The organism is Saccharophagus sp. K07, assembly GCF_014336955.1.
Classification (GTDB): Bacteria; Pseudomonadota; Gammaproteobacteria; order Pseudomonadales; family Cellvibrionaceae; genus UBA5868.
Map to the genome: position 1 here is coordinate 443,807 of NZ_QRAI01000002.1, position 21,227 is coordinate 465,033.

Annotated in this window: 16 protein-coding genes; 6 read left to right on the forward strand and 10 right to left on the reverse strand. The window is 48.6% G+C overall.

The window, feature by feature from the left end; all coding sequences use genetic code 11:
* Nucleotides 1–73: 73 nt before the first annotated feature.
* Nucleotides 74–727: a hypothetical protein gene (locus DWB84_RS08475; protein WP_255428901.1), complete on the forward strand. Its 654-nt coding sequence runs from the start codon at nt 74–76 to the stop codon at nt 725–727.
* A gap of 153 nt (nt 728–880) precedes the next feature.
* Here the strand turns inward: DWB84_RS08475 and DWB84_RS08480 are convergent, their stop codons facing one another.
* Entirely contained in the window at nt 881–3,337 is a 2,457-nt protein-coding gene (locus DWB84_RS08480; RefSeq protein WP_187409329.1) for a GDSL-type esterase/lipase family protein, read from the reverse strand.
* Nucleotides 3,338–3,914: 577 nt separating this feature from the next.
* Between DWB84_RS08480 and DWB84_RS08485 the strand changes: the two genes are divergently transcribed.
* The gene (locus tag DWB84_RS08485) at nt 3,915–5,888 is read left to right on the forward strand and encodes a rhamnogalacturonan lyase (protein WP_187409330.1); all 1,974 of its coding nucleotides are present in this window, start codon (nt 3,915–3,917) and stop codon (nt 5,886–5,888) included.
* 66 nt (nt 5,889–5,954) lie between these two features.
* Nucleotides 5,955–6,269 (forward strand): antibiotic biosynthesis monooxygenase, encoded by a 315-nt coding sequence (locus DWB84_RS08490; RefSeq protein ID WP_187409331.1) that lies wholly within the window; start codon nt 5,955–5,957, stop codon nt 6,267–6,269.
* On the opposite strand, the gene DWB84_RS08495 is transcribed toward DWB84_RS08490, so the two are convergent.
* From DWB84_RS08495 to DWB84_RS08535, 9 genes are all read right to left on the reverse strand, one after another.
* Nucleotides 6,240–7,304 carry a chemotaxis response regulator protein-glutamate methylesterase gene (locus tag DWB84_RS08495; protein ID WP_187409332.1) on the reverse strand — a complete coding sequence of 355 codons (1,065 nt, stop codon included), beginning with the start codon at nt 7,302–7,304 and terminating at the stop codon, nt 6,240–6,242. The two genes, DWB84_RS08490 and DWB84_RS08495, sit on opposite strands and share 30 nt — an antisense overlap.
* Nucleotides 7,305–7,793, reverse strand: a complete 489-nt coding sequence (locus tag DWB84_RS08500; protein WP_187409333.1) for a chemotaxis protein CheD — start codon at nt 7,791–7,793, stop codon at nt 7,305–7,307. It abuts the gene before it with no gap.
* Nucleotides 7,790–8,599, reverse strand: coding sequence for a protein-glutamate O-methyltransferase CheR (locus DWB84_RS08505; RefSeq protein ID WP_187409334.1), 810 nt, complete (start codon nt 8,597–8,599; stop codon nt 7,790–7,792). The genes DWB84_RS08500 and DWB84_RS08505 overlap by 4 nt, the downstream gene beginning before the upstream one ends.
* 85 nt (nt 8,600–8,684) lie before the next feature.
* Nucleotides 8,685–9,221 carry a chemotaxis protein CheW gene (locus DWB84_RS08510; RefSeq protein ID WP_187409335.1) on the reverse strand — a complete coding sequence of 179 codons (537 nt, stop codon included), beginning with the start codon at nt 9,219–9,221 and terminating at the stop codon, nt 8,685–8,687.
* A gap of 12 nt (nt 9,222–9,233) precedes the next feature.
* Nucleotides 9,234–10,874, reverse strand: a complete 1,641-nt coding sequence (locus tag DWB84_RS08515) for a methyl-accepting chemotaxis protein (protein WP_187409336.1) — start codon at nt 10,872–10,874, stop codon at nt 9,234–9,236.
* 85 nt (nt 10,875–10,959) lie between these two features.
* Nucleotides 10,960–13,164: a chemotaxis protein CheA gene (locus DWB84_RS08520; protein WP_222868098.1), complete on the reverse strand. Its 2,205-nt coding sequence runs from the start codon at nt 13,162–13,164 to the stop codon at nt 10,960–10,962.
* Nucleotides 13,161–13,517 carry a lipid asymmetry maintenance protein MlaB gene (locus DWB84_RS08525; protein WP_187409337.1) on the reverse strand — a complete coding sequence of 119 codons (357 nt, stop codon included), beginning with the start codon at nt 13,515–13,517 and terminating at the stop codon, nt 13,161–13,163. Before DWB84_RS08525 ends, DWB84_RS08520 begins: the two co-directional genes overlap by 4 nt.
* A gap of 12 nt (nt 13,518–13,529) precedes the next feature.
* On the reverse strand, nt 13,530–13,898 hold the full coding sequence (locus tag DWB84_RS08530) for a response regulator (RefSeq protein WP_187409338.1): 369 nt from the start codon (nt 13,896–13,898) through the stop codon (nt 13,530–13,532).
* Between the two features lie 9 nt (nt 13,899–13,907).
* Nucleotides 13,908–15,149 carry a methyl-accepting chemotaxis protein gene (locus tag DWB84_RS08535; RefSeq protein WP_187409339.1) on the reverse strand — a complete coding sequence of 414 codons (1,242 nt, stop codon included), beginning with the start codon at nt 15,147–15,149 and terminating at the stop codon, nt 13,908–13,910.
* Nucleotides 15,150–16,059: 910 nt separating this feature from the next.
* On the opposite strand from DWB84_RS08535, the gene DWB84_RS08540 reads away from it, so the two are divergent.
* The 3 genes from DWB84_RS08540 (at nt 16,060) to DWB84_RS08550 (ending at nt 21,162) form a co-directional block, all read left to right on the forward strand.
* Nucleotides 16,060–18,630, forward strand: a complete 2,571-nt coding sequence (locus DWB84_RS08540; RefSeq protein WP_187409340.1) for a filamentous hemagglutinin N-terminal domain-containing protein — start codon at nt 16,060–16,062, stop codon at nt 18,628–18,630.
* 401 nt (nt 18,631–19,031) lie between these two features.
* Nucleotides 19,032–19,799: a filamentous hemagglutinin N-terminal domain-containing protein gene (locus tag DWB84_RS08545; RefSeq protein ID WP_187409341.1), complete on the forward strand. Its 768-nt coding sequence runs from the start codon at nt 19,032–19,034 to the stop codon at nt 19,797–19,799.
* Complete coding sequence (locus DWB84_RS08550) at nt 19,753–21,162, forward strand: hypothetical protein (protein ID WP_187409342.1); 1,410 nt, start codon at nt 19,753–19,755, stop codon at nt 21,160–21,162. Before DWB84_RS08545 ends, DWB84_RS08550 begins: the two co-directional genes overlap by 47 nt.
* Nucleotides 21,163–21,227 lie beyond the last annotated feature (65 nt).

Sequence of the window (21,227 nt, forward strand, 5' to 3'; positions counted from 1 at the left end):
CCAAAAGGGCCAGATTTCCAATGGGCGCGCACTATTTGGCACCACTGTCGAAGGCACTGAACTGAGTTTTAAAGTGCCCCGACATGCATCAAGGCATTCCAATAGCAAACCTATTTTTCCCAAGCGCCATTATGATCAATTACCCCTTCGGTCTTATTACAATGAGCAGGAGGCAGCTAAAGGTAAAAAGGATATTTGGCGCGAGGCTAAAATTTTTTATCACGGTTGGGCTTTTTGCGGGCCGTGGTTTACTGGAGTGTTGTCCGAACTCCGTATGACTTTAACTTTATTTGCCCCAGTTAATTATCCTCAGAAATTTTCACTGTTCCATCCTCGTGCAATGGAAATGGTTATTGGGGATTTCCTTAGTGATACCTATGGGTATCATTTGGATGAAACCAGGCACTATATTCAGGAGTTTAAAGCGCCAGTGAATTGGCAACCATTGGATCATTTGCCTGTAAATGCGGTGAGATTGGAGGTGGTTTCGCAAGACTTTTCGCCTCATCGAACCATAGAGCATTTTATGTTTTTCCCTTTGTCAGATGGCTTGATGGTGCGCATCTGGTTTGAACCAAGTCGGTTAAAAAACATTCCTCGTGAGGAAATGGATAAGCTCGTAAGTGTTAGTCCTATGCATGAATTGATGGATCAAATCATCAGTAGCATCAAAGTTGAATTATCGCCAGAAGCGAAGGAGCAACAAAAAAAGCCTTGGAAGGCTTGACAGATACATCTCTGGTCAAAGAATTTCCACCCATAAAATGGGATAAGCTCGACGAAAAAACGACGGAAACTATATTGTTGGAGTCTAAACAGAAAAGTATTCAAAAAATGTAAAAAAAGCATCCAATAGGATGCCTTTTTTATTCCCGCATTATTAAAACACCGCCGTATAAGTCGCCGGCGCAGCAGTCGTCGTAATCACGTGGTAGCGATTAGTAGAAATAGTTTGGCCGTTGGCGTTGCGCCAGCCGACAAAATTGAAACCGGACCTTGGACGTACTTTTAAGGTCACTGGAATGCCTTCCGGATATTGAAAACCGCGTGTCACCAAGCCTGCGTTGGGGTTGGTGGTGTTGACGGTGAGGGAGTAGGTGGGTTTCAGCGCGGCAACCAGGGGAGCCACTGCTGCATGGCCGGATTCGCGCAACCCCTCGGTCACCAAACGAGCCATTTCCACCGCGCCCATTTCCTGGAAGTGAACCTGGTCGGCGCGGCCGCTGGGGTAGTTGGGATATTCGCCCGCCGCCAGATTCATGTAATAGAAGTAGGTGGAGTATTCCTCGCCGACGCTTTCCAGCAGGGCGGTGCTTTTGCCATCGAGGTCGACCACAGGAATACCGAGCTGTGCTCCGAGTTCGCGGGTGACGACCGGGTGTTCATGGTAGGCGGGATACACCTTGTTGCCGTCCCACGCATTGCGCACCAGGGTGGCGACAAAAATCGGCGTTGCGCCGAGTGCCTGAGTCTCGCGCGCAAAGCGGGTCAGGTAATCCTGGAAGACGCCGTTGCCGGGAGCGTAGCGATCGGGATCGGCGTTGTTGCGATCGTTGATGCCGAATTGAATAAACACAAAATCGCCCGCGCGGATTTCTCGTTTCACGTCCGCCCAATGATCGTTGTAAAAACTTTTGGAGCTGCGACCGCTGAGGGCGCGATTGAAGACGGTGATTTTGTCGCTGCGGAAAAATTTACCGAACACCTGACCCCAACCGATCATAGGGTAGTAACCCGAGTTGTAATCCGAGACCGTGGAATCGCCGATCAAAAATACCCGAGCCGCCGGATATTCCGTGACGTTCGAGCCGCGAAATTCCGCTGTGTAAGTCGTATTGCCCGCCGGCATAAGGACGCGATGTAGGGAATTGGTGCTGATGGAATTGCCGTTTTGCGACCAGCGCGTAAAGCTGTTGCCGTTGTTGGGCAGAGCTTTCAGCGTGACCGGCGCTCCTTCGGGCAGGGAGAGGCTGCGCGTAATAGTGCCGGTATTGGCTGGGTTGGCGGTAATTTGCAGGCTGTAACGCGGTTTTAAATTATCGGCGAGGCGCTTCAAGTCTGAGCGGGTTTGTTCGCGCAGTGCCTGGGTAATCAAACCGGCCATTTCCACTGCGCCCATTTCCTGGAAGTGGGTGCCGTCATTGGCGCCATCTGGATAGTTGGCGTATTCACCCGCCTGCAGGCCCATAAAAATAAAGCGCGTGGCGTAGTTCTGGCCGACCGAGCGAATCAACTCAAAAGAGCGCTGGTTTAAATCCAGCAGGGCGACATTCATTTCCTGCGCGACTGCCACCATAGCGCCGCGGTAATCGTTGCCGGATTCGGTAAAGACATTGCGCAATTGGCCGTTGTTGTAGGCGTTCATCACCATAGGCGTGACGAACACCGGAATAGCGCCTTTGTTGCGCGCTTCATTCACATACATGCGCAAGTAGGTTTGGAAATCGGCTGGTGGTGTATAGCGTTCAGCTTTGCTGAAATCGCGGTCGTTGTGTCCGAATTGAATGAGCACGTAATCGCCCGCGTTCAATTCATTCACCACGCCTTGCCAGCGGCCTTCCTGATAAAAACTGCGCGAGCTGCGTCCGCCGATCGCGCGGTTGTTAATGGCAACCGAATCGCTGTAGAAAAAGTGGTGCAGAATCTGGCCCCAGCCGGTCATGGGCGCCTGACTCGAGTTGTAGTTGGCCACGGTGGAATCGCCCACCACAAACACCCGCACATTTTCGCGCGTATTGGCCGGGCAATTGGCTTTGCTCAAGCCTGCGCCTGTAAGCGTCAGGCGATCTAGGTTGGCGACGCCATCAGCGCTGGCGGCGATCAGCTGAATCAGGTTCAAACCCGCTTTTAGCTCCAGATTAAAGGTTTGCGTCTGCCAATCGGTCCAGGCTTGTGTGGGTGGGAAGTTCAAAACCGTCTGCGGCAGATCATTTACGTTGACCTGCGCAGGTCTGTTCGCCGTGCCGGCATTCGCGTAGCGCCACACGGCCGAATAGGTATCGCTGTTGGCCGCTTGCACAGCCCAGGTCAAACTGACGCCTTGTTGGTTATCCGTATTCGCATAACCCCGGCCGGTGTAGCCCGCGTGAATGGATTCGATGATGCCAATGAACTCGCAAAAGCCGGTCTCGCCTTCTTCAATGGTCAAAACCGTGCTGCCAGAGGACGAGCTGGAACTCGATGAGCTTGAGCTGGAAGAGCTCGAAGAGCTGGAACTACTGGAGGAAGACGAACTAGAGGACGAGGCGCTGGAACTGCTGCTGGAGGAACCGTTCTCTCCAGTGCCTCCACAGGCCGTCAGCACCAGTAGGAGTATCCCAAGTAAGACTGTTCTCATGTTTGACCTTTTTATTGTGTGTTTATGCAGATCCCACTGCCCAGGATACAAGCATGCAAATGGGGGCTTACAAAATACCGAATCCACCTCGAGGCCGGGACGATTCGGGTCACAAATGCAATAGGAAAGATCTGCGGCATTGCCGGGTTCAATCGGCAATTGCGCAACCTTAAAAACATTTGTGCTATGCGTCACGTTTAGTTCAGCGTTATTCGATTAATAAAAGAGACAAAAGCAACGCGTTTATCTGAGCTGATTGGCTCAGCGTCTTGATCGCATTAACAATGCAAACAAGAACTGCTTCACGTTTAAGGGTGTTTTATTCCATGCATTGCCGCCGTGTATTGTGCAAAAAAGCGTTCTAGTTTGCCGAATTGGAAAAATTTGCCGGGTACAATAGCCCGATTATCCCATTGGTCGGGTAAACCTATTCAGCAAAAAAAATCGTCAATTTACGCTTGTTGAATAAATCGATGCTGATTTTTAAAGAAGAGAGATGGCAGTATCGCCGGGCAGATAACCTCGGCATATGTGATCACTGCAAAAAGGATCTCGAAATAATAATCTGGGTGAACCTATGTATAAAAAATTAGTGCCTCTGAGTGTCGCATTACTGATGTTAGCCGCCTGTGGCGGAACGGGAGGTGGTTCGTCCTCCTCCAGCAGCGCTTCATCAAGCAGCAGTTCTTCCTCCAGTAGTAGTTCTTCATCAAGCTCAAGTTCTTCGTCCAGCAGTTCCTCCAGCAGCTCATCATCGTCCAGCTCATCCTCCGGCAGTGTCAACGCCAAATATATGGAATGGCTGAATCGCGGGGTGGTGGCGGTAAAAGTGAACAACGGGGTGTTTGTGTCCTGGCGCTTGCTGGGTACAGATCCACAAAATGTCAGTTTTAACCTTTATCGCAATGGCACTTTGGTCAATGGAACGCCGCTGACCAATGTCACCAATTATGTCGATACCGCTGGCAGCACTAATTCCACTTATGAAGTAAAAGCCATTATCAACGGCGTTGAGCAGGGTGCGGATGCGCCTGCATCGGTTTGGGCAGATCAATACCTCGCCATCAACCTGAATGTTCCTGCGGGCGGCAGTACACCGGATGGTGCTTATACCTATGAAGCCAATGATGCGTCGGTGGGTGATCTGGACGGCGATGGCGAATATGAAATTATTCTGAAATGGGATCCGACCAACGCCAAAGACAGCGCGCAAAGCGGGTATACCGGCAACGTCTTATTGGATGCCTATAAATTAAATGGCAAACATCTGTGGCGCATCGACCTGGGTCGTAACATTCGTGCGGGCGCGCATTACACTCAATTTTTGGTTTACGACTTTGATGGCGATGGCAAAGCCGAAGTAGTGGTGCAAACCGCTGATGGCACTCGCGATGCAGCGGGTACTGTGATTGGCAATGCCAATGCGGATTACCGCAACAGCTCCGGTTATATTCTGACAGGGCCAGAATATCTCACCGTATTTAATGGTGAGACTGGGCGGATTTTGCAAACCATTGAATATCCCAATCCGCGCGGCACTGTATCCGCTTGGGGCGATAATTACGGCAACCGTGTTGGACGTTTCCTCGCTGGCGTTGCCTATTTGGATGGTCGCCGTCCGAGCATGATTATCGCGCGCGGCTACTACGCAAAAACCATGATTTCTGCGCTCGATTGGCGCAATGGTCAACTGACCAAGCGTTGGACCTTTAACGCAGACGACAACCAAAATCAAAATTATCGTGGCCAAGGCGCGCACAGCTTGAGTATTGCGGATGTCGATAACGATGGCCGCCACGAAATTATTTATGGCGCCGCCACCATCGACGATAACGGCAATGGGCTCTATACAACCAATTTGGGTCACGGTGATGCGCTGCATGTGGCGGATATCATTCCCAACCGTCCCGGTTTGGAAGTGTTTATGGTGCACGAGTGCCCATCTTGCTACGGCAACCACGGTGTGGAAGTGCACGATGCGCGCACTGGGCAAATTCTCTATAGCGGCAATGGCAACGCCCAGGACGTTGGCCGTGGCGTAGCGGCGGATATAGATCCGCGTTATCCCGGTATGGAGGCTTGGGCATCGCGCAATGGTCTGTTTACTTCGACTGGTCAGGAGCTTTCCACCAAACCATCACAAATGAATTTCCTAAGCTGGTGGGATGGCGATTTATTGCGTGAATTGTTGGATGGCACCACGATTTATAAATGGGATTATCAGCGTGGTACTTCAACCAGCATTTTTGCTCCGAGCGGCGTATCTTCCAACAACGGTACCAAATCAACGCCGGCATTGTCTGCGGATATTCTGGGCGACTGGCGGGAAGAAGTGATTTTCCGCACGTCGGATAATCGTCAGTTGCGAATTTACACCACAACGATTCCAACCGAGCACCGCTTGTATACGCTGATGCACGATCATCAATACCGCGTTGCTATTGCGTGGCAAAATACCGCTTACAACCAGCCACCGCACCCGAGCTTTTTCCTGGGTGAGGGTATGAGTGCTCCGCCGGTTCCGGATATCACCACGCCGCGAGCCAGGTAAGTTGCACTAAGAGATTTAATAAGCCGGTGTTACGCCGGCTTTTTCTTTTTCAGGAGAGAGAAGTTTTTGTTTGTTGTAATTTTCCGCGCGCGCATCAAGCAGCTTGACGAAGAATATTCCACAACCGCTGCGCGCCTGCGCGAGCTGGCGTTAACGGAATTTGGTTGTGTTGAATTTTATTCGGTGAGTGAAGGGCCAGAGGAAGTGACGCTTTCCTATTGGCCAACGGAAGAGCATATACGTTTATGGAAATCGCACCCGGAGCATAGTGCCGCGCAAAAACTGGGTGCGGAAAAATGGTACGAATCCTATTCGGTACAAATTGCGGAAATTAAGCGGGAATATGCCCGTTTAGCGAATCACCAAGGGAATTTTATTTAACGGCAATATTTCCTGGGCTGCACCGTGGTTGATGGCCTCCTTGGGCATGCCAAAAACAACGGATGTGGCTTCGTCCTGGGCAATGGTTCTGGCGCCAGCTTGGCGCATTTCCAGCAGACCGCGGGCGCCGTCGTCGCCCATGCCGGTCATAATAATGCCGATGGCATTTTTTCCCGCAAAACGTGCGACAGAACGAAATAACACATCGACTGAAGGACGATGGCGATTGACCAGCGGCCCGTCGAGGACTTCGACATAATAATAGGCGCCGCTGCGTTTGAGCTGCATATGTTTGCCGCCCGGGGCGATCAACGCCAGGCCGGGAATAACCCGGTCATTATTTTTCGCTTCGCGAACTTCAATCTGAGAGAGTTTATTAAGCCGATCGGCAAAAGACGCAGTGTATTTTTCTGGCATATGTTGCACGATAACAATGCCGGGGCACACGCGAGGCAAGGGAACCAACACAGTTTCCAAAGCTTGAGTTCCACCAGTGGACGTGCCTATAGCGACGATTTTTTCCGTGGTTTGTGCCATGGCACCTGGAGGTGCGCCTAGCGGGATCACATCGGCCGAATTCTTTTTCGGCGGATGGAGAATGTCGGAAGTCAGATGTGTGCGTTTTACTCTTGCGTTGGCGGCAGCACGAATCGCCATAATCAAATGATCGGTCGATTCTTCAAAAAAATCGCGCAGACCCATTTTAGGTTTGGTGATGATTTCTACCGCTCCCAGGGCGAGCGCCTGCATGGTAGTTTCCGCGCCTTTTTCCGTCAGTGAAGAGCAAATGACAACGGGAGTAGGGCGCTCGGACATAATTTTTTTTAAGAAGGTTATGCCGTCCATACGTGGCATTTCCACATCCAGGACAATGACGTCCGGCCATTCTTTATTTAATTTGTCTATGGCGAATATGGGATCGGAAGCCGACCCGATCACTTCAATGTCGGGCTGAGACTGCAAAATTTTCATCAATACCTGACGTACAACTGCGGAGTCGTCCACCAATAACACTTTGATTTTTTTTAAAGACACCTAGTTGACCTCTCTAATAGGCTGGTGGCGGACCCACACATTGCCGCTCCATACTTCAAAAATAACATTGCGGTGTCCACTGGCGCCGACATTTTCCGATATGGGTTTCATGTTGTACTGGTCTAAGAACTGTCGCGCAGCCTGGATATTGCGGCGCGAAATACTCTCCCCCCGGGACGGGCGGCCGGGAAACATATCACCGCCGCCAAATAATTTGATTTGATAGTCGCCGGGATGGGTTTTATGAAGCCGGACTTGCTTCAACAACAATTCCAATACTTCATCGGCATATTTACCATGAAATTCGTCGCCGCGTTGTGCGCGTTGCGGCAGCATAAAATGGCACATGCCACCTATGCGCTTCCATGGATGCCATAGGGTTATGGAAACGCAGGAGCCTAAAATTGTACGAATGCGCGTCGACTCATCACCAAAGTAGTAATCACCTGGCTGAAGGAAAATGTCGATGACTCCATCTGGCGCTTTCATAATTTTTGGTACACCGACGGGCTGATTAGTTTGAACGCTTCTGAAATGCCATTGAGGCTTTCGGAATGGCTTACGAAGAAATAGCCGCCGGGTTTCAGCTTGGGCAGCAGGCGGCTAACCACTTTGCGTTTGGTTTCCAGATCGAAATAGATCATCACATTGCGCAGAAAAATCACATCGAACTCACCGAGATCGCCTGGCAGGGGTGCGATGAGATTGATTTGGGAAAAGCGCACTTTCTGTTGTAGTTGGCGGTCGATCAGCATGGTTCCTTCCTGGCGTCCTATACCCTTCATGCAGAAACGTCGCAAAAAATCCGGCGGAATATGACGCGCCCTATTCATGGAATAGTGACCGTTGCGGGCCATGGACAGAACGTGGGTGCTGAGATCGGAGCCGAGAATTTCCCATTGTGTGGAAACCAGCTTATCTGCCAGTACCATGGCAATGGTATAAACCTCTTCCCCGGAAGAGCAGGCTGCGCTCCATACCCGAAAAGTTTTTCCGGGGGTTAGCCCGGGCAAGATGGTATCGCGTAAAAATTCGAAATGTTTGGGTTCGCGGAAAAAATAGGTTTCGTTAGTCGTCAGCAGATCAATGGCAATTTGCAGCTCCGCAGAGGCCTTGTCGCTCATGATCAATTTAAAATAATCACCAAAACTGTGTAAGTTGTGGTGTCGCAATCGTTTGGTTAAACGGCCTTCAACCAGCATTTTTTTTGCGGGCGAGAGGTTAATTCCTGACGCATCGTAAAGCCAGGTTTTAAACTGATTGAACTCGCTGTCTTTTAGATGGTTAAGGCTCATTTGAGTATTCTGTGATGCATTTGACTGATAAAAATGCCATCGCAAACCGTCGCTGCGAATTTTGCGATGGCATCGTTAATGCACTTTATTCTGTGATATCGCTGGGAAGGTTGGTCATTTCAGAAATCATGGTCATTTCTTCAACGGACAATACTTTTTCCACATTGAGGACGATCACAAATTTGTGATCGATTTTCGCCATACCGCTGATGAAATCCACGCGGATACGTGAACCAAAGCTCGGCGGCGGCTCAATTTCTTTCGACGGAATTTCCATGACGGCTGATACCGCATCTACCATAACGCCAATGTCCTGTTGATCGTCATTTTCGGTTTTTGCCTCAATAATGACGATACAGCTGCGACGTGTAACATCGGAAGTTTTACGTCCAAAGCGTGCTGCGAGATCGATAACCGGAACCACCGAACCACGCACATTGATTACGCCGCGCACAAAATTCGGCATCATGGGTACGCAGGTTAAATTGCCATACTCAATGATTTCCTTGATCGCCAGGATCCCGATGGCGAACATGTCGCCACCGGAGGAAAAAGTCAGATATTGATAATCTTCCTTTTCTGAATAAACAGCCGGCGAGTTTTTCAAAGCAAGTTCGCCCATGTTAGCCTCCTGTTAAAAGCGCGTGAATTCGCTATCGAATGACCCACCTGCTGCGGCGTAGACCGGAGCTTTGGCAGGCCGAGAGGTTACATGCGAACTTTTGTCGGTGGCTTTTTTAGCATTGGCTTGAGGCTTGGTGACGCCGTTGGCGTCAACTTGGAAGAAACTCATGATTTGTTGCAGTTGTTCAGCTTGACTGCTCATTTCTTCCGCTGTCGCTGCCAATTCTTCACTGCTGGACGCGGTCTGCTGCGTGATCTGGTTCAGCTGAGACATGGCGGTATTGATCTGCGAAACGCCACTGGCTTGTTCTTCCGAGGCGGCACTGATTTCTTGTACCAGATCAGACGTTTTGCGAATAGACGGCACAATTTCATCCAGAAGTCGGCCAGCTTTTTCTGCCAGCTCTACGCTGTTGGACGACAATTCACCGATTTCCTGCGCTGCAACCTGGCTGCGTTCTGCCAGTTTGCGAACTTCCGCTGCCACCACCGCAAAACCTTTACCGTGCTCGCCTGCACGTGCAGCTTCGATTGCCGCGTTAAGTGCGAGCAGGTTGGTTTGGTAAGCGATGTCATCGATGATGCTGATGCGCTGCGCAATCTGTTTCATCGCATTAACGGTTTGCTGCACGGCCTCGCCACCTTCATTGGCTTCCTTGGTCGCTTTGCTTGCCATGCCGTCGGTCACTTTGGCGTTTTCGGTATTTTGGTTAATGCTTGCGCTCATTTGTTCAACGGACGCGCTGGTTTCTTCCACGCTGGCTGCTTGTTCACTGGCTGCCTGGCTCATGGATTGCGCAGTCGCACTGATCTCTTCTGATGCACTGACAAGACTATCCGCAGAGCCTCGAACTTCTGTAATCACCATGGAGAGTTTTTCAACCATTTCCTGCATGGCCTGGCAAAGCTGGCCGGTCTCGTCTTTGGATTTGACGTCGATGCGCAGGGTCAAGTCACCACCGGTTAAGCGTGTCGCCATTTGCGCAGCTTCAGCGAGCGGTCTGGCAATAATGCGGGCTATTACTAATGCCAAGGCAATGCCGAGAATAATGGAAACGATTAAAACCTGGATAATGGCAAAACGAGAATTTTTTGAAATTTCCGCACTGAGCTTGCTGGAAGCGGCGGCGTGCTCATCAGACAAATCAATCATTTGTTGGATGACCCCGAGCATGTGATCGAACCGCTCACGCGACTGAACGCCGAACAGAGGACGTAATTCTTCCTGACGATTCTGATCGGACAAATCGAGAACTTTACTACTGATGGATTGATAATCGCGCCAGTGGTTTTTCAGTGATTCGACAAATTGCCGCTCTTCCGGCATGGTTATGAGTTTTTCATAGTCTGCGAAGAGACCTTTTACAAATTCGGCTCTTTCGGCAATTTCTTTTTCGAAGCGCGTTTTGCTTGCCGCATCTTCAGCCAGAACGTGGCGCGCTTCTTTGAGACGATAATCTGTAACATAGAAACGTATGCGCTGAGCTATCCGCATTGTCGGCATCCAGACGTCGCGAACTTCCGCACCGGCGGTGTTGACTTCCTCCAGCTTGGTTATGGAAAAAATTCCCATAAATGCCGCCAGCGCTAAAACAATAAGAAACGAAATCAAAAGCTTCGTCCCTATTTTCAGATCATAAAACCATCTCATTAAAGTTTCCTCGAGCTTACGTGTGGTGGGGGATTAAATGCCGTCATAAATGTGACGGTCTTTGTTTAGAAATCCTGTGTGTCTCTCAATGCAGAGATGCTTTTATGGGTGCATTCTGGTTGGTTTCCCGATCAATGATTTTTTGCACCAGTAGCGGAATATCCAGAATCAAAGCAACTGCACCGTTGCCCAATATGGTCGATCCGCTAATGCCGCGCAGAGTGCTGAACATTTTTCCTAGAGGTTTGATCACCGTCTGGAATTCACCTTCCAGTCCATCGACGACCAAGCCCGCTTTTTGATTGCCATAGCGCACAACCACGATATTTTTTCTACGGGCGTGGCTGTCTGTAATATTGAATTGTTTGCGCAGATGGATAAGTGGCAGTACTTCACCGCGTAAATTCAGACAATCGACTTCACCTTTTTCCTGTATCTCATCGTTTAGCTCCAGGCATTCCTGCACCATTTCCAGCGGAACCACATAGCTTGCGGAACCGACGCTCACCAGGAAACCGTCAATAATTGCCAGTGTAAGAGGCAGGCGAACTTTTACTTGTGTGCCCAAACCGGGGGTTGTGGACAGCTCCACGGTACCGCGCAGTGCAGCAATATTGCGCTTGACGACGTCCATGCCGACACCGCGCCCGGATAAATTGGTAATAGCATCTGCGGTAGAAAATCCCGGTTCAAAGATCAGGTTGTAAATCTCCTGATCGGAAAGGGTGGTTCCAGGACTCACCAATTCCCGTTCTATGGCTTTATTGAGAATTTTTTCCCGGTCTAATCCTCTGCCATCGTCAGTAATTTCAATCACGATGCTGCCGGACTCGTGATAGGCATTTAAGCTCAGCGTCCCGGTCGGTGATTTCCCCAAACTTACTCGCTGCTCGGGCATTTCGATACCGTGGTCCATGCTATTGCGCAACAGATGCACCAGTGGATCGCTGAGTTTTTCCACCACACTTTTGTCGACTTCGGTTTCTGCGCCGGTAATTTTCAGATCTATGTTTTTGCCCAGCTCATTGCTGACGTCGCGCACCACTCGATGGAAGCGATTGAAAATTTCGCCGATGGGTACCATGCGCAGGCGCAATGCACTATCGCGGATTTCTTCGACCAGATCGGCTACCACAGAGGTGGCCTCATGAAAGGATGGATCGCGGGATTTTTGGGCGATCAGGTTGGCACCAGCGCCGGCGATTACCAATTCGCCGATTAGATTAATCAATTTATCCAACTTGTCTGCTTGCACCCGGATAGAACTTCCCTCGCGAGATTTTTGCTCTTTGTTGCGGGTTTGTTTCTCCAACGCCGCATCCACCACCTGGGTTTCCACCGCATGTTGTTCAACCAAAATTTCGCCCAGAAGTGGTTGCGTACCTTTGATTTCAACATTTTCCTTTTGCCGATTTAGACCCCTTTCCAATTCCTGCGGTGTCAGAGCGCCGCTTGCAATCAAAATTTCGCCAAGGCGAGCATTGGTTTCCGGCAGATTGTGGATAAGCTCGATGTACTCGGTGATTTTGCTGTGCGGCGGCAGAATGTGAATCAAACAATCCTCACGTACAAATGCAAAAGCATCGGCGATAGTTTGTTTATCAACGGTGGTGTCGTAATCAATTTCAAAACCGAGATAGCAGGTCTCCGCATCCATGATTTCCGTTGCGGGCATGGTGTCGCACAAGGTTGTAATGCTGACAATGCGACCAAAGGTTTTCAGATAGCGAATAAAGGAAAGGGGGTCCATGCCATTGCGAAACACATCCGGACCGAAGCGCAGTGAAATATGCCAGAATTGTGAGGCGACGTGATTGTGGTCTTGCGTATTAACAGGTAATTCAGCAGGAATATTCAGCGAGTTATGCGAAGGACTCTCGGGCATGGGTTCTGTTTGCGTTTGGTAAGCGGTGAGTCTGTTGCGCAGGTCTTGTTCGCGCTTTAATGCACCTTCATTTAATTCGGTGCCTTCTACCACAATAACATCGAGCATTTCGCGCAAATGGTCGCCGCATTCCAACAACAGAGCGATCAAATCCGCGTCGATAAAAAGCATTCCGGCACGGACGCGATCGAGCACGTCTTCGAGAATGTGAGTGAAATCAACGATCGCAGAAAAATTAAAAATACCTGCGGATCCTTTGATGGTATGGGCGGAGCGAAATACTGCCGCTATATGGTCGCCATCGTTTGGATCGTTTTCCAATTCCAGCAGGGATTGTTCCATGCTCTCGAGCAATTCCTGCGCTTCCTGGATGAAGATCTGAAGAATCTGATCCTGAGTGATCACGCTATATTTCCTCCATCTTCTGTTGCAGGTTCGTCAGCCAAAGTCTCGGCAGAAATATTGAAATAGTGGGTGAGGCCGACGAGTTCGAGAACGTCTAGAACGATCTGGCTTGGGGCGTATACTTGTATCTCGATTCCGTGCTGTTCAGCTTCACGTTTGGCCCACAAAAGCAACTGCAGGCCCGCACCATCAAAATCGGTTACTTGCGCCAGATCAATTTTCCAATGCTCGGAATCAGGCAATATGTCGAGCATTCTTTCTTTGAGTTCGGCAGCATGAAATATAGTGACTTCACCACCGATGATCGTTCGTGGAGGTGTATTACTAATGTCGTGTTGAAAGTTGATGCTCATGGGAATCAGAATTTAGTTGATCAGCATGGAAACGGCCTGCAGCATTTGCTCAGGCTTGAACGGTTTGACTACCCAGGCTTTTGCGCCCGCCGCTTGTCCTTCTCTTTTTTTGGCTTCGGCCCCTTCGGTAGTGAGCATGATGACCGGAGTAAATTTGTAGGCAGGCTTTTGTTTAAATTCCTTTAAAAAGCTGATTCCGTCCATATTTGGCATATTGACATCGGAAATCACCAAATTGATTTTGGGCGCACTTTCGAGCTTGGCTAAGGCGTCTTTGCCATCGACGGCTTCAATAACGCTGTATCCTGCACCCTTCAAGGTAATTCCCACTACCTGACGAATACTGGCGGAGTCATCCACGATCAAAATCGTTTTAGACATGTTGGTCTCCTAAAAAAATGTAATCTGAGAACTCTGGTCTGTGGTGTGAGTGCTTTGGATACCTTGGTGAACATCCACCTGCTCCAGCGTTGTATAGGTCTGGCGAATGGAATCGAGCCAGGCACCCACGTCGATGGTGCGGATGCTTTCACCGCGTTTCAGTTTTTGCTGGTGTTCTTGCAGCATATCGCCGAACTTTTGCATATCGGCGGTTACGTGCCCCAGGATCTGGTTGACCCGATCCTGGAATTGCAGGTTAACCAGCACTTCTTCAACGTTGTTCTGTACGGCTGAACTCTCCTGTTCGAGCGAGTAGGCGGAGTTGATGATGCGTTCGCTGGTACTGCGGAATTTCTTCAAAACATCCTGAACGGCAATTTCAGACTGCTGCAGCCGATCCGTATCCTGTTTCGCAAATTCTGTGGTGGTGTCCATGGTTTTTTGAAGCGCAGCATTGGCTTGTTCGATGCGTTTGCTGATGCGCGAGCCTGTTTCACCGGAGCGACTTGAGAGCGTGCGTACTTCGTCGGCAACCACAGCAAATCCGCGACCGAAATCGCCAGCCCGCGCAGCTTCGATGGCGGCGTTCAAAGCCAGCAAGTTGGTTTGCGAAGCGATACCGGCCACTTCGACGCCCATGCTGCGAAGATCATCAGTAATTTGTGCGAGGGCATTGATTTCGGAAAGCAGAGCATCGCGTTGCTGTATCGCCTGGGAAATCAACGTCATCATATTTCCCAGCTCGTTTTCCGCGAACATGATTACGTCGCTCAGGCCTTCCTGGCCTTGCATGTTGGAAGCCGTCGAACGTGAAGTATCAACGGCAATCTGCAAGCGCGAATGAATATCGGAAAAGCGTGTCGTTAACTCATTAATACCTTTTTCCATCTGCGAGCGCGCCAGTTCCGTTTGACGATTCCATAAAGGAATCAGTTCTTGCAGAAGTTGCTGGTAGTTGTTGTTTATGTCAGTGAGTATTTTTACCTGCTGATGTGATTTGTCACACTCATTTTCCAATTCAGTGAATGAGCGAAGCGTTCCCTGATGCTGCGTCAGCAAATGACACGTGATGGTCGTAAATACGAGTAGGATCAGACCCAGCAAACCGCGTATCACGTATGAATCTGGCGGGAAAATCAGGGCTAAAAATAGAAGGGCAGCGACCGGGATGATAACGGCGAATAAGATGGATGTTCTTGTCAGATAAATTTTTGTCAGAACATCGGATTGCCCCGAGCGATCGGCAAACATACTGCTATTCCTGTCTTTTATAGGGATAGGGGCTCTTACTTTTTCGAGAAGGCTTAGTGGAAGCTGTCTCTTAACTGGGGAATTAAAGCTCTGCCGTGAGAATTATTCCGTCTACCGAAGTAGTAGCTAATTTATAGGATGCGATCAGAGCGCTGTCAAAAAGACAATGACTCTTTTGGCTCATTAATTTGGGGCAAGGCGATGAGCGCAATTTTGTGCTTTGCATCCTCCGCTTTTCAGTGACAAAAATTCGTTTTTTGGGAGTTGTTATTTCCTTTATATATGAAGCATGGAAACCATTCTTTCCGATGCATCGCTTGAATATGAGGGTGAATCGCCATTTAACGCCGTTTACGGTTGCAAAGATCCATAAATGAGCTTTCTGCTGATCTTTAGACGCTTTCCTAATTTATTGGCAAGGCAACTCACTTGAGGAAGCGGTTATTTATCAGGGGCCGGATATTATTGGTCGGTAATCCAGGGTGTCGGAAATTTATCAAGTCTAAATGAGACGCTTTCTTGTTAATCTCTTGAGTGTGCGACTCTGATCTGTTAGGCGGTGAATGTGGCACGAAAATCTCGTCGAGACCTTTTACGGCGAAACATGCGCCGTGTCATTTTTTTCATTTTTGATAAATTTTGATTTGCTAAGCCCTGAATTTTTCCTATTGGCGGAGCGTGACAACAATTCTTTTTTTTCGATAAGCATGACGGGTACTTAAGCGCGCAGGCCCGACGCAACAAGAAGCCACTTTTGTAGGTTTATCCGAATCGAGAGGAAGGGTGGGCACAGGGATTGCTGTTTTAACGGCACAACAACAATAAAGAACCGGCGACCCAGCCGGACGGGACACAGGATTCCATTTCTTTTCATCAAGCCTAGTGAAGGGCGTCAGCAAAGGTATGCATCATGAAAACTCGTATATCCATCTCAAAATCATCGTCACCACAATCTTTTTCCATTAAAGCCTTGGTTGCGGCCATTGCTGCATCTGGCATCTTGTCATACGAGGTCAACGCCGCTCCTACAGGAGGAGCGGTGGTAGGCGGTACTGGCTCTATTAACCAAATCGGTAGTACTACTCAGGTCCAGCAAACGTCAAATCGCCTCGCTGTGCAATGGAATTCATTTAATGTGGCGGCAAGTGAAAGTGTGAAGTTTGTTCAGCCGAACAAAAGTGCCATAGCACTTAATCGGATATTGGACAACAACGCCTCCCAGATTCTTGGGAAAATCGATGCCAATGGCCATGTAATTCTGATGAATCCCAACGGGATATTGTTTGGCACTAGTGCCCAAGTCAATGTAGGAGGTTTGATCGCATCTGGGTTGAATATTAAAACCAGTGATTTTATGAGTGGCGATCTGAAATTCTCTGGAGTTGAAGGCACATCTGGCTCAGTTACCAATTCTGGAGTCATAAAGGCAGCCGCAGGTGGCAATGTTCTATTGCTTGGAAAAAATGTTTCAAACAATCTTTTGATATCTGCAGATCTCGGACACGTAGCGCTGGCTTCTGGGAATGAAGCGGTAGTGACATTTGATGATGATGGTCTAATTGGTGTAAGAATCGATCAGGAAACTCTAGCCAGTGACGTGGCAGCCTACGCCGTTAATAATTCCGGTATGGTGTCGACCAAAGGAGGCAAAATATTGCTAAATGCCAGTGCCAGTGCAGATCTATTCAGTGAGGCCGTAAACCGTGGAAGTTTAAATGGCAGCACCGAAGTAGTCCTACATGAGGATGGAAGTTTTAGTTTGGGAGGAGGCAACGACGTTATTAACAGCGGGGCTCTCTCGGTATCTGCTAGTGGGCCAGGCGGGCATGACGCGGGTTATGTAATAGTCGCAGGCAAGAATGTGGAGCAAAGAGGTGTTATTCAAGCAAATGCCTCAGGCGCTAATCTCGCCGGAGAAATATATGTAGAAGCAAGTGATCAAGTGTGGATGAGGAATGCCAGTTCCATAACTGCAACAGCTGGAGTAATCAGTGGAATAGTAAGTTTGGATTCCGACAAGATTCAATCCGAAGCGGCGGCCACTATAACCACTACTGGTAACACTTACGCCACTGGGTATTTGGAAGCTGGGTTGCCCAATATAGATACGCACCATTTGTACGTCAGCAGTTTGGATACCCTGACACAAAGTGCGCCTGCCGTAGTGAGTGGAAATACGCACATAACCGCGGCTGGTGGTGATATTCAATTGAATAACTCTGATAACGATTTTAATACAGTCAGTATAAGGACTTATTTCAACGATAATGTTTCGATCACGGACCGTAATGACATAGTGTTGGGCAATATTGAAATGGAAGATTCTTCCTTGAGCGTGCAAGCTTTAGGGGAGGATGCCACCATCAGCCAACTCGGAGATAGCAATCTCTTCCTAAGCGCAGGTCATTTGCGATTGGAGGCGGATAACGTAATTCTCGGTGAAGATGGAAGTACCAGTGATCTCACAGGAGTTGCTTTCAACGTAGATTTTACTAAGAGCGTTGCCACCAATGAGTCGGTAACTTTGCACCCTTATATGGGGATGGAAGGCAGCAATGTGGTTCACTTTATAGGAAAGACCAGGGAATACGGGGATGTGTTGCTGGACTTGAAAGGTGGCGACCAAATTGAACTTAACGCAACTTTTGAAGATGGTGAACATCTGCTGGTGATCGACAGAATGCTCGGTCGCACAGCAGAGTTATATGGAGCTTCTCTGGAAACATATCAGACAGGTCCAGTCACACTTAGCGAATCCTTGACCTGGAATTCCTATATTACAGAGCTGACAAACCCGCAAAATGATATAGCATCGATTAAGGGAAATGGCGGCCCAGCGTTTGGATCGCTGAATTACGTCGATAAAAATGATTTGGTCATAGATGACCTGATTACAGGTAGCGAGGTTTCCGTCAGTCTGGCTTCAGTTGGTTCGGGAGGCACACTGAGTCAAGCTGCCAATACGACATTACAGGCAGATTTTCTTTCTTTATCTGCAAATAACATATCGCTGGGAGCTGGTGGGACCAGTGAAATTGTTGGCGGAAGCGTTATGGACATTAATTTTTCCGGAGACTTGGAAATCGATGGCCCTTGGAGCGTGAGCTCATATGCACTCCAAGGGCCTTTCGTTAACATTATAGGAACCAATAGTAGTAATAGGCTGAGATTCGGTCCGAATGCGGTAAATAACAGTTTTGCCAACGCGGGTTATTTTGCACGTTTGAATATAGACCTGAAAGGTGGAGCAGACGTCGCTATTTTTGATAGTGAATTTCCTATCGGCGGAGCGGATCCAGAAGTGTGGGATTTAATTCAATTGAATATGGGCAGCGGAAACGATCGTGTTGAATATAACAGTAATGTCCAAATCCCACTGTTGCTCGGCGCAGGGCGAGATACCCTGACTCTTCTGAACGGTACAATCGAATATGATGTACTGGACTTTAATCCCGCCGAGGACACATTGGTTGGACTTTAATTGAATGGATTCTTGGAGAGGAGGCGTCAGCCTCCTTTTTTATTTCATCCTGCTCACTCAATGAGGTCGGAATTAGGAGGCTTGGCGCAAAAACCTTGTCGAGACCTTTTACGGCGAAACATGTGTCTCGGCAATTTTTTGAGTGGGGGAATTTTTTTTGCTCTGTGTTTTTGTTGTCGGAGCGTAACAATCAGGTTATTTGTTTCGTTAGCGAATACAGATACTTAAATATGTGGTTTCGCCAAGGGCAAATTGTTTTGCAGTCGAGCGGAGGGAGTGGGCACGGGGATTGCTGTCTAACGGTACACAAAATAACAACACCGGCGGCCAAGCCGGGCGGGACATGGATATTCCATTTCTTTCACCAAGCCTCGATAAGAGCGTGAGAATAGGTGTGCATCATGAAAACCCGTCTATTGAACTCTAAATCTGCAAAAAAAATTCCCTTTGAAAAATTACTATCCCTAAAATTATTGGTTGGAGCAGTTGCCGCATGCACTGTCCTTCCCTATCAGGTCTACGCTGCCCCTACGGGAGGCACCGTAGTTGGAGGAACTGGTTCAATTAATCAAACCGGAAATTTAACCAGTGTTACCCAAACCTCGGATCGCCTCTCTCTCCGCTGGAATAAGTTCAATGTCAACAGTAACGAGCGAGTAGAATTTGTTCAACCGACAGCCAGCTCTATAGTGCTGAATCGAATTTTGGATAGCAATGCATCGCAAATTGCTGGACGTATCGATGCCAACGGTCGGGTCATCTTGATGAATCCCAACGGCGTTATCTTTAATGGAACTGCGGTCGTTAATGTCGGAGGATTAATAGCATCTGGATTGAATATCGAAAGTAGCGATTTTATGAATGGCGATCTGGTTTTTTCCGAGGTTTTAAATTCGTCGGGACTTGTTCGCAATAAAGGCCTTATTACCGCGTCCACCGGAGGGAACGTAGCGTTGCTTGGAAAGAATGTTATTAACTCCGGATTGATCAGTGCAGACCTGGGACACGTAGCGCTGGCTTCGGGTGCAGAGGCGGTAGTGACATTTGATGCTGATGGTTTGATTGGTGTACGGATTGATAGAGAGACGCTTACAAGTGAGCTTGCTGCTGAAGTGAACAACTATGGTGTGCAAAATTCCGGGACTGTTATTGCCAACATTGAATACTAATCATTTATATGTGGCCAGTGTGGGGAATGTGCAACAGTCCGCGCCTGGCGCATCGATAGTGGTGAACGGTAATACGCATATTACGACTGCGTCTGGCACAAATGTGTACTTGACTAATGCTGCAAATGATTTCAACACGGTCACTATCAGTTCGAATTACAACGATAAGGTTTTTATTGCCGATGGTAATGATATCGTTTTGGGCGATATATCCATGGATGATTCGTCATTGAATGTCAAAGCATTGGGAACGATCAGCCAGATTGCGAATAGCAATCTTTTTGTTGGCGCAGGAACTTTGCAACTTACAGCAGCTAATGTAATTCTTGGTGGAAATGGCAGTTCGACTGACCTTGTAGGCGTTAAGTTTTACGTGGATTTTACGGAAAGCATCAGAACCAACAGCTCAGTGGAATTGCGTCCTTACACTTATGAAGGCGATGGCAGCAATAGTGTTCGCATTCGAGCCAGGGATAGCTATAACGATGACGTGACAATGGATCTGCGCGGACTTTCTGTTATCGAGGCCAATGTGGAGCAAAGGAACGATGACATCATTATTGAGCGAATAGTTGGCACCAACCTGACATTCAATTCCCCATATATTTTTGTAACGCAAACTGGACCTATTAATTTGAGCGGCGGATTGGTTTGGAATTCCTATAATGCCGTGTTGAGACATCCTGAAAATGATGTCGCTACGGTTCAGGCATCGGGTGGTATTGGGATGGGAGTATTTTCCTATGTGGATAAAAACGATTTAACGATTAAAAATATCCGCACCAATGAGGAGGTGAGTGTCAGCATTTCTTCGGTTGGTCCCGGGGCTACTATAAAGCAAGCAAACAATACCTCGATTGATACAGATTATCTCTATTTAAAAGCAGATAATATCATTCTCGGTGCGAATGGTACCAGTTCAGTATATGCTGGCTATTTATTCCAGGTCGACTTTGATACCAAGTTTGAATTAAATGGTGGTTGGAGTTTGCGTGATTATTTCGGTCAAGGGCCGTTTTTTTCGGTCAGAGGAACGGATGGTCCCAATCAGTTTATTTATGGAAAATACGCAGGTACTGGACCATTTTCGAATGCAGGCTTTTCGGCAGCCATCACTATTGACTTGATGGGTGGAGATGATACCGCGACATTTCACAGCGAATTCCTGCTCGGAGGAGATCCGTCATTGTGGGGCACAATGGAGCTGAATATGGGTAGCGGAAACGACCGAGTGGTATTGAACCAGAATATGGATATTCCAATTCTGCTCGGCGCAGGGGCTGACACTATAACGCGTCGCAACAGCAGCATTACTTATGATGTGTTGGATTTCAATCCGGTGGAAGATGTAATCACACCTTAGAAATTTTAGGGGAGTGGTGTTGGAAGGAGGCCTAGGCCTCCTTCTTTTAATGTGTCCGCTAATCA

Excerpts from the sequence above, each read along its gene's own strand:
- DWB84_RS08480 (WP_187409329.1), bottom strand. The coding sequence starts at position 3,337 with ATGAGAACAGTCTTACTTGGGATACTCCTACTGGTGCTGACGGCCTGT.
- DWB84_RS08485 (WP_187409330.1), top strand. The coding sequence starts at position 3,915 with ATGTATAAAAAATTAGTGCCTCTGAGTGTCGCATTACTGATGTTAGCC.
- DWB84_RS08500 (WP_187409333.1), bottom strand. The coding sequence starts at position 7,793 with ATGAAAGCGCCAGATGGAGTCATCGACATTTTCCTTCAGCCAGGTGAT.
- DWB84_RS08505 (WP_187409334.1), bottom strand. The coding sequence starts at position 8,599 with ATGAGCCTTAACCATCTAAAAGACAGCGAGTTCAATCAGTTTAAAACC.
- DWB84_RS08510 (WP_187409335.1), bottom strand. The coding sequence starts at position 9,221 with ATGGGCGAACTTGCTTTGAAAAACTCGCCGGCTGTTTATTCAGAAAAG.
- DWB84_RS08515 (WP_187409336.1), bottom strand. The coding sequence starts at position 10,874 with ATGAGATGGTTTTATGATCTGAAAATAGGGACGAAGCTTTTGATTTCG.
- DWB84_RS08525 (WP_187409337.1), bottom strand. The coding sequence starts at position 13,517 with ATGAGCATCAACTTTCAACACGACATTAGTAATACACCTCCACGAACG.
- DWB84_RS08530 (WP_187409338.1), bottom strand. The coding sequence starts at position 13,898 with ATGTCTAAAACGATTTTGATCGTGGATGACTCCGCCAGTATTCGTCAG.
- DWB84_RS08535 (WP_187409339.1), bottom strand. The coding sequence starts at position 15,149 with ATGTTTGCCGATCGCTCGGGGCAATCCGATGTTCTGACAAAAATTTAT.
- DWB84_RS08540 (WP_187409340.1), top strand. The coding sequence starts at position 16,060 with ATGAAAACTCGTATATCCATCTCAAAATCATCGTCACCACAATCTTTT.
- DWB84_RS08545 (WP_187409341.1), top strand. The coding sequence starts at position 19,032 with ATGAAAACCCGTCTATTGAACTCTAAATCTGCAAAAAAAATTCCCTTT.
- DWB84_RS08550 (WP_187409342.1), top strand. The coding sequence starts at position 19,753 with ATGGTGTGCAAAATTCCGGGACTGTTATTGCCAACATTGAATACTAAT.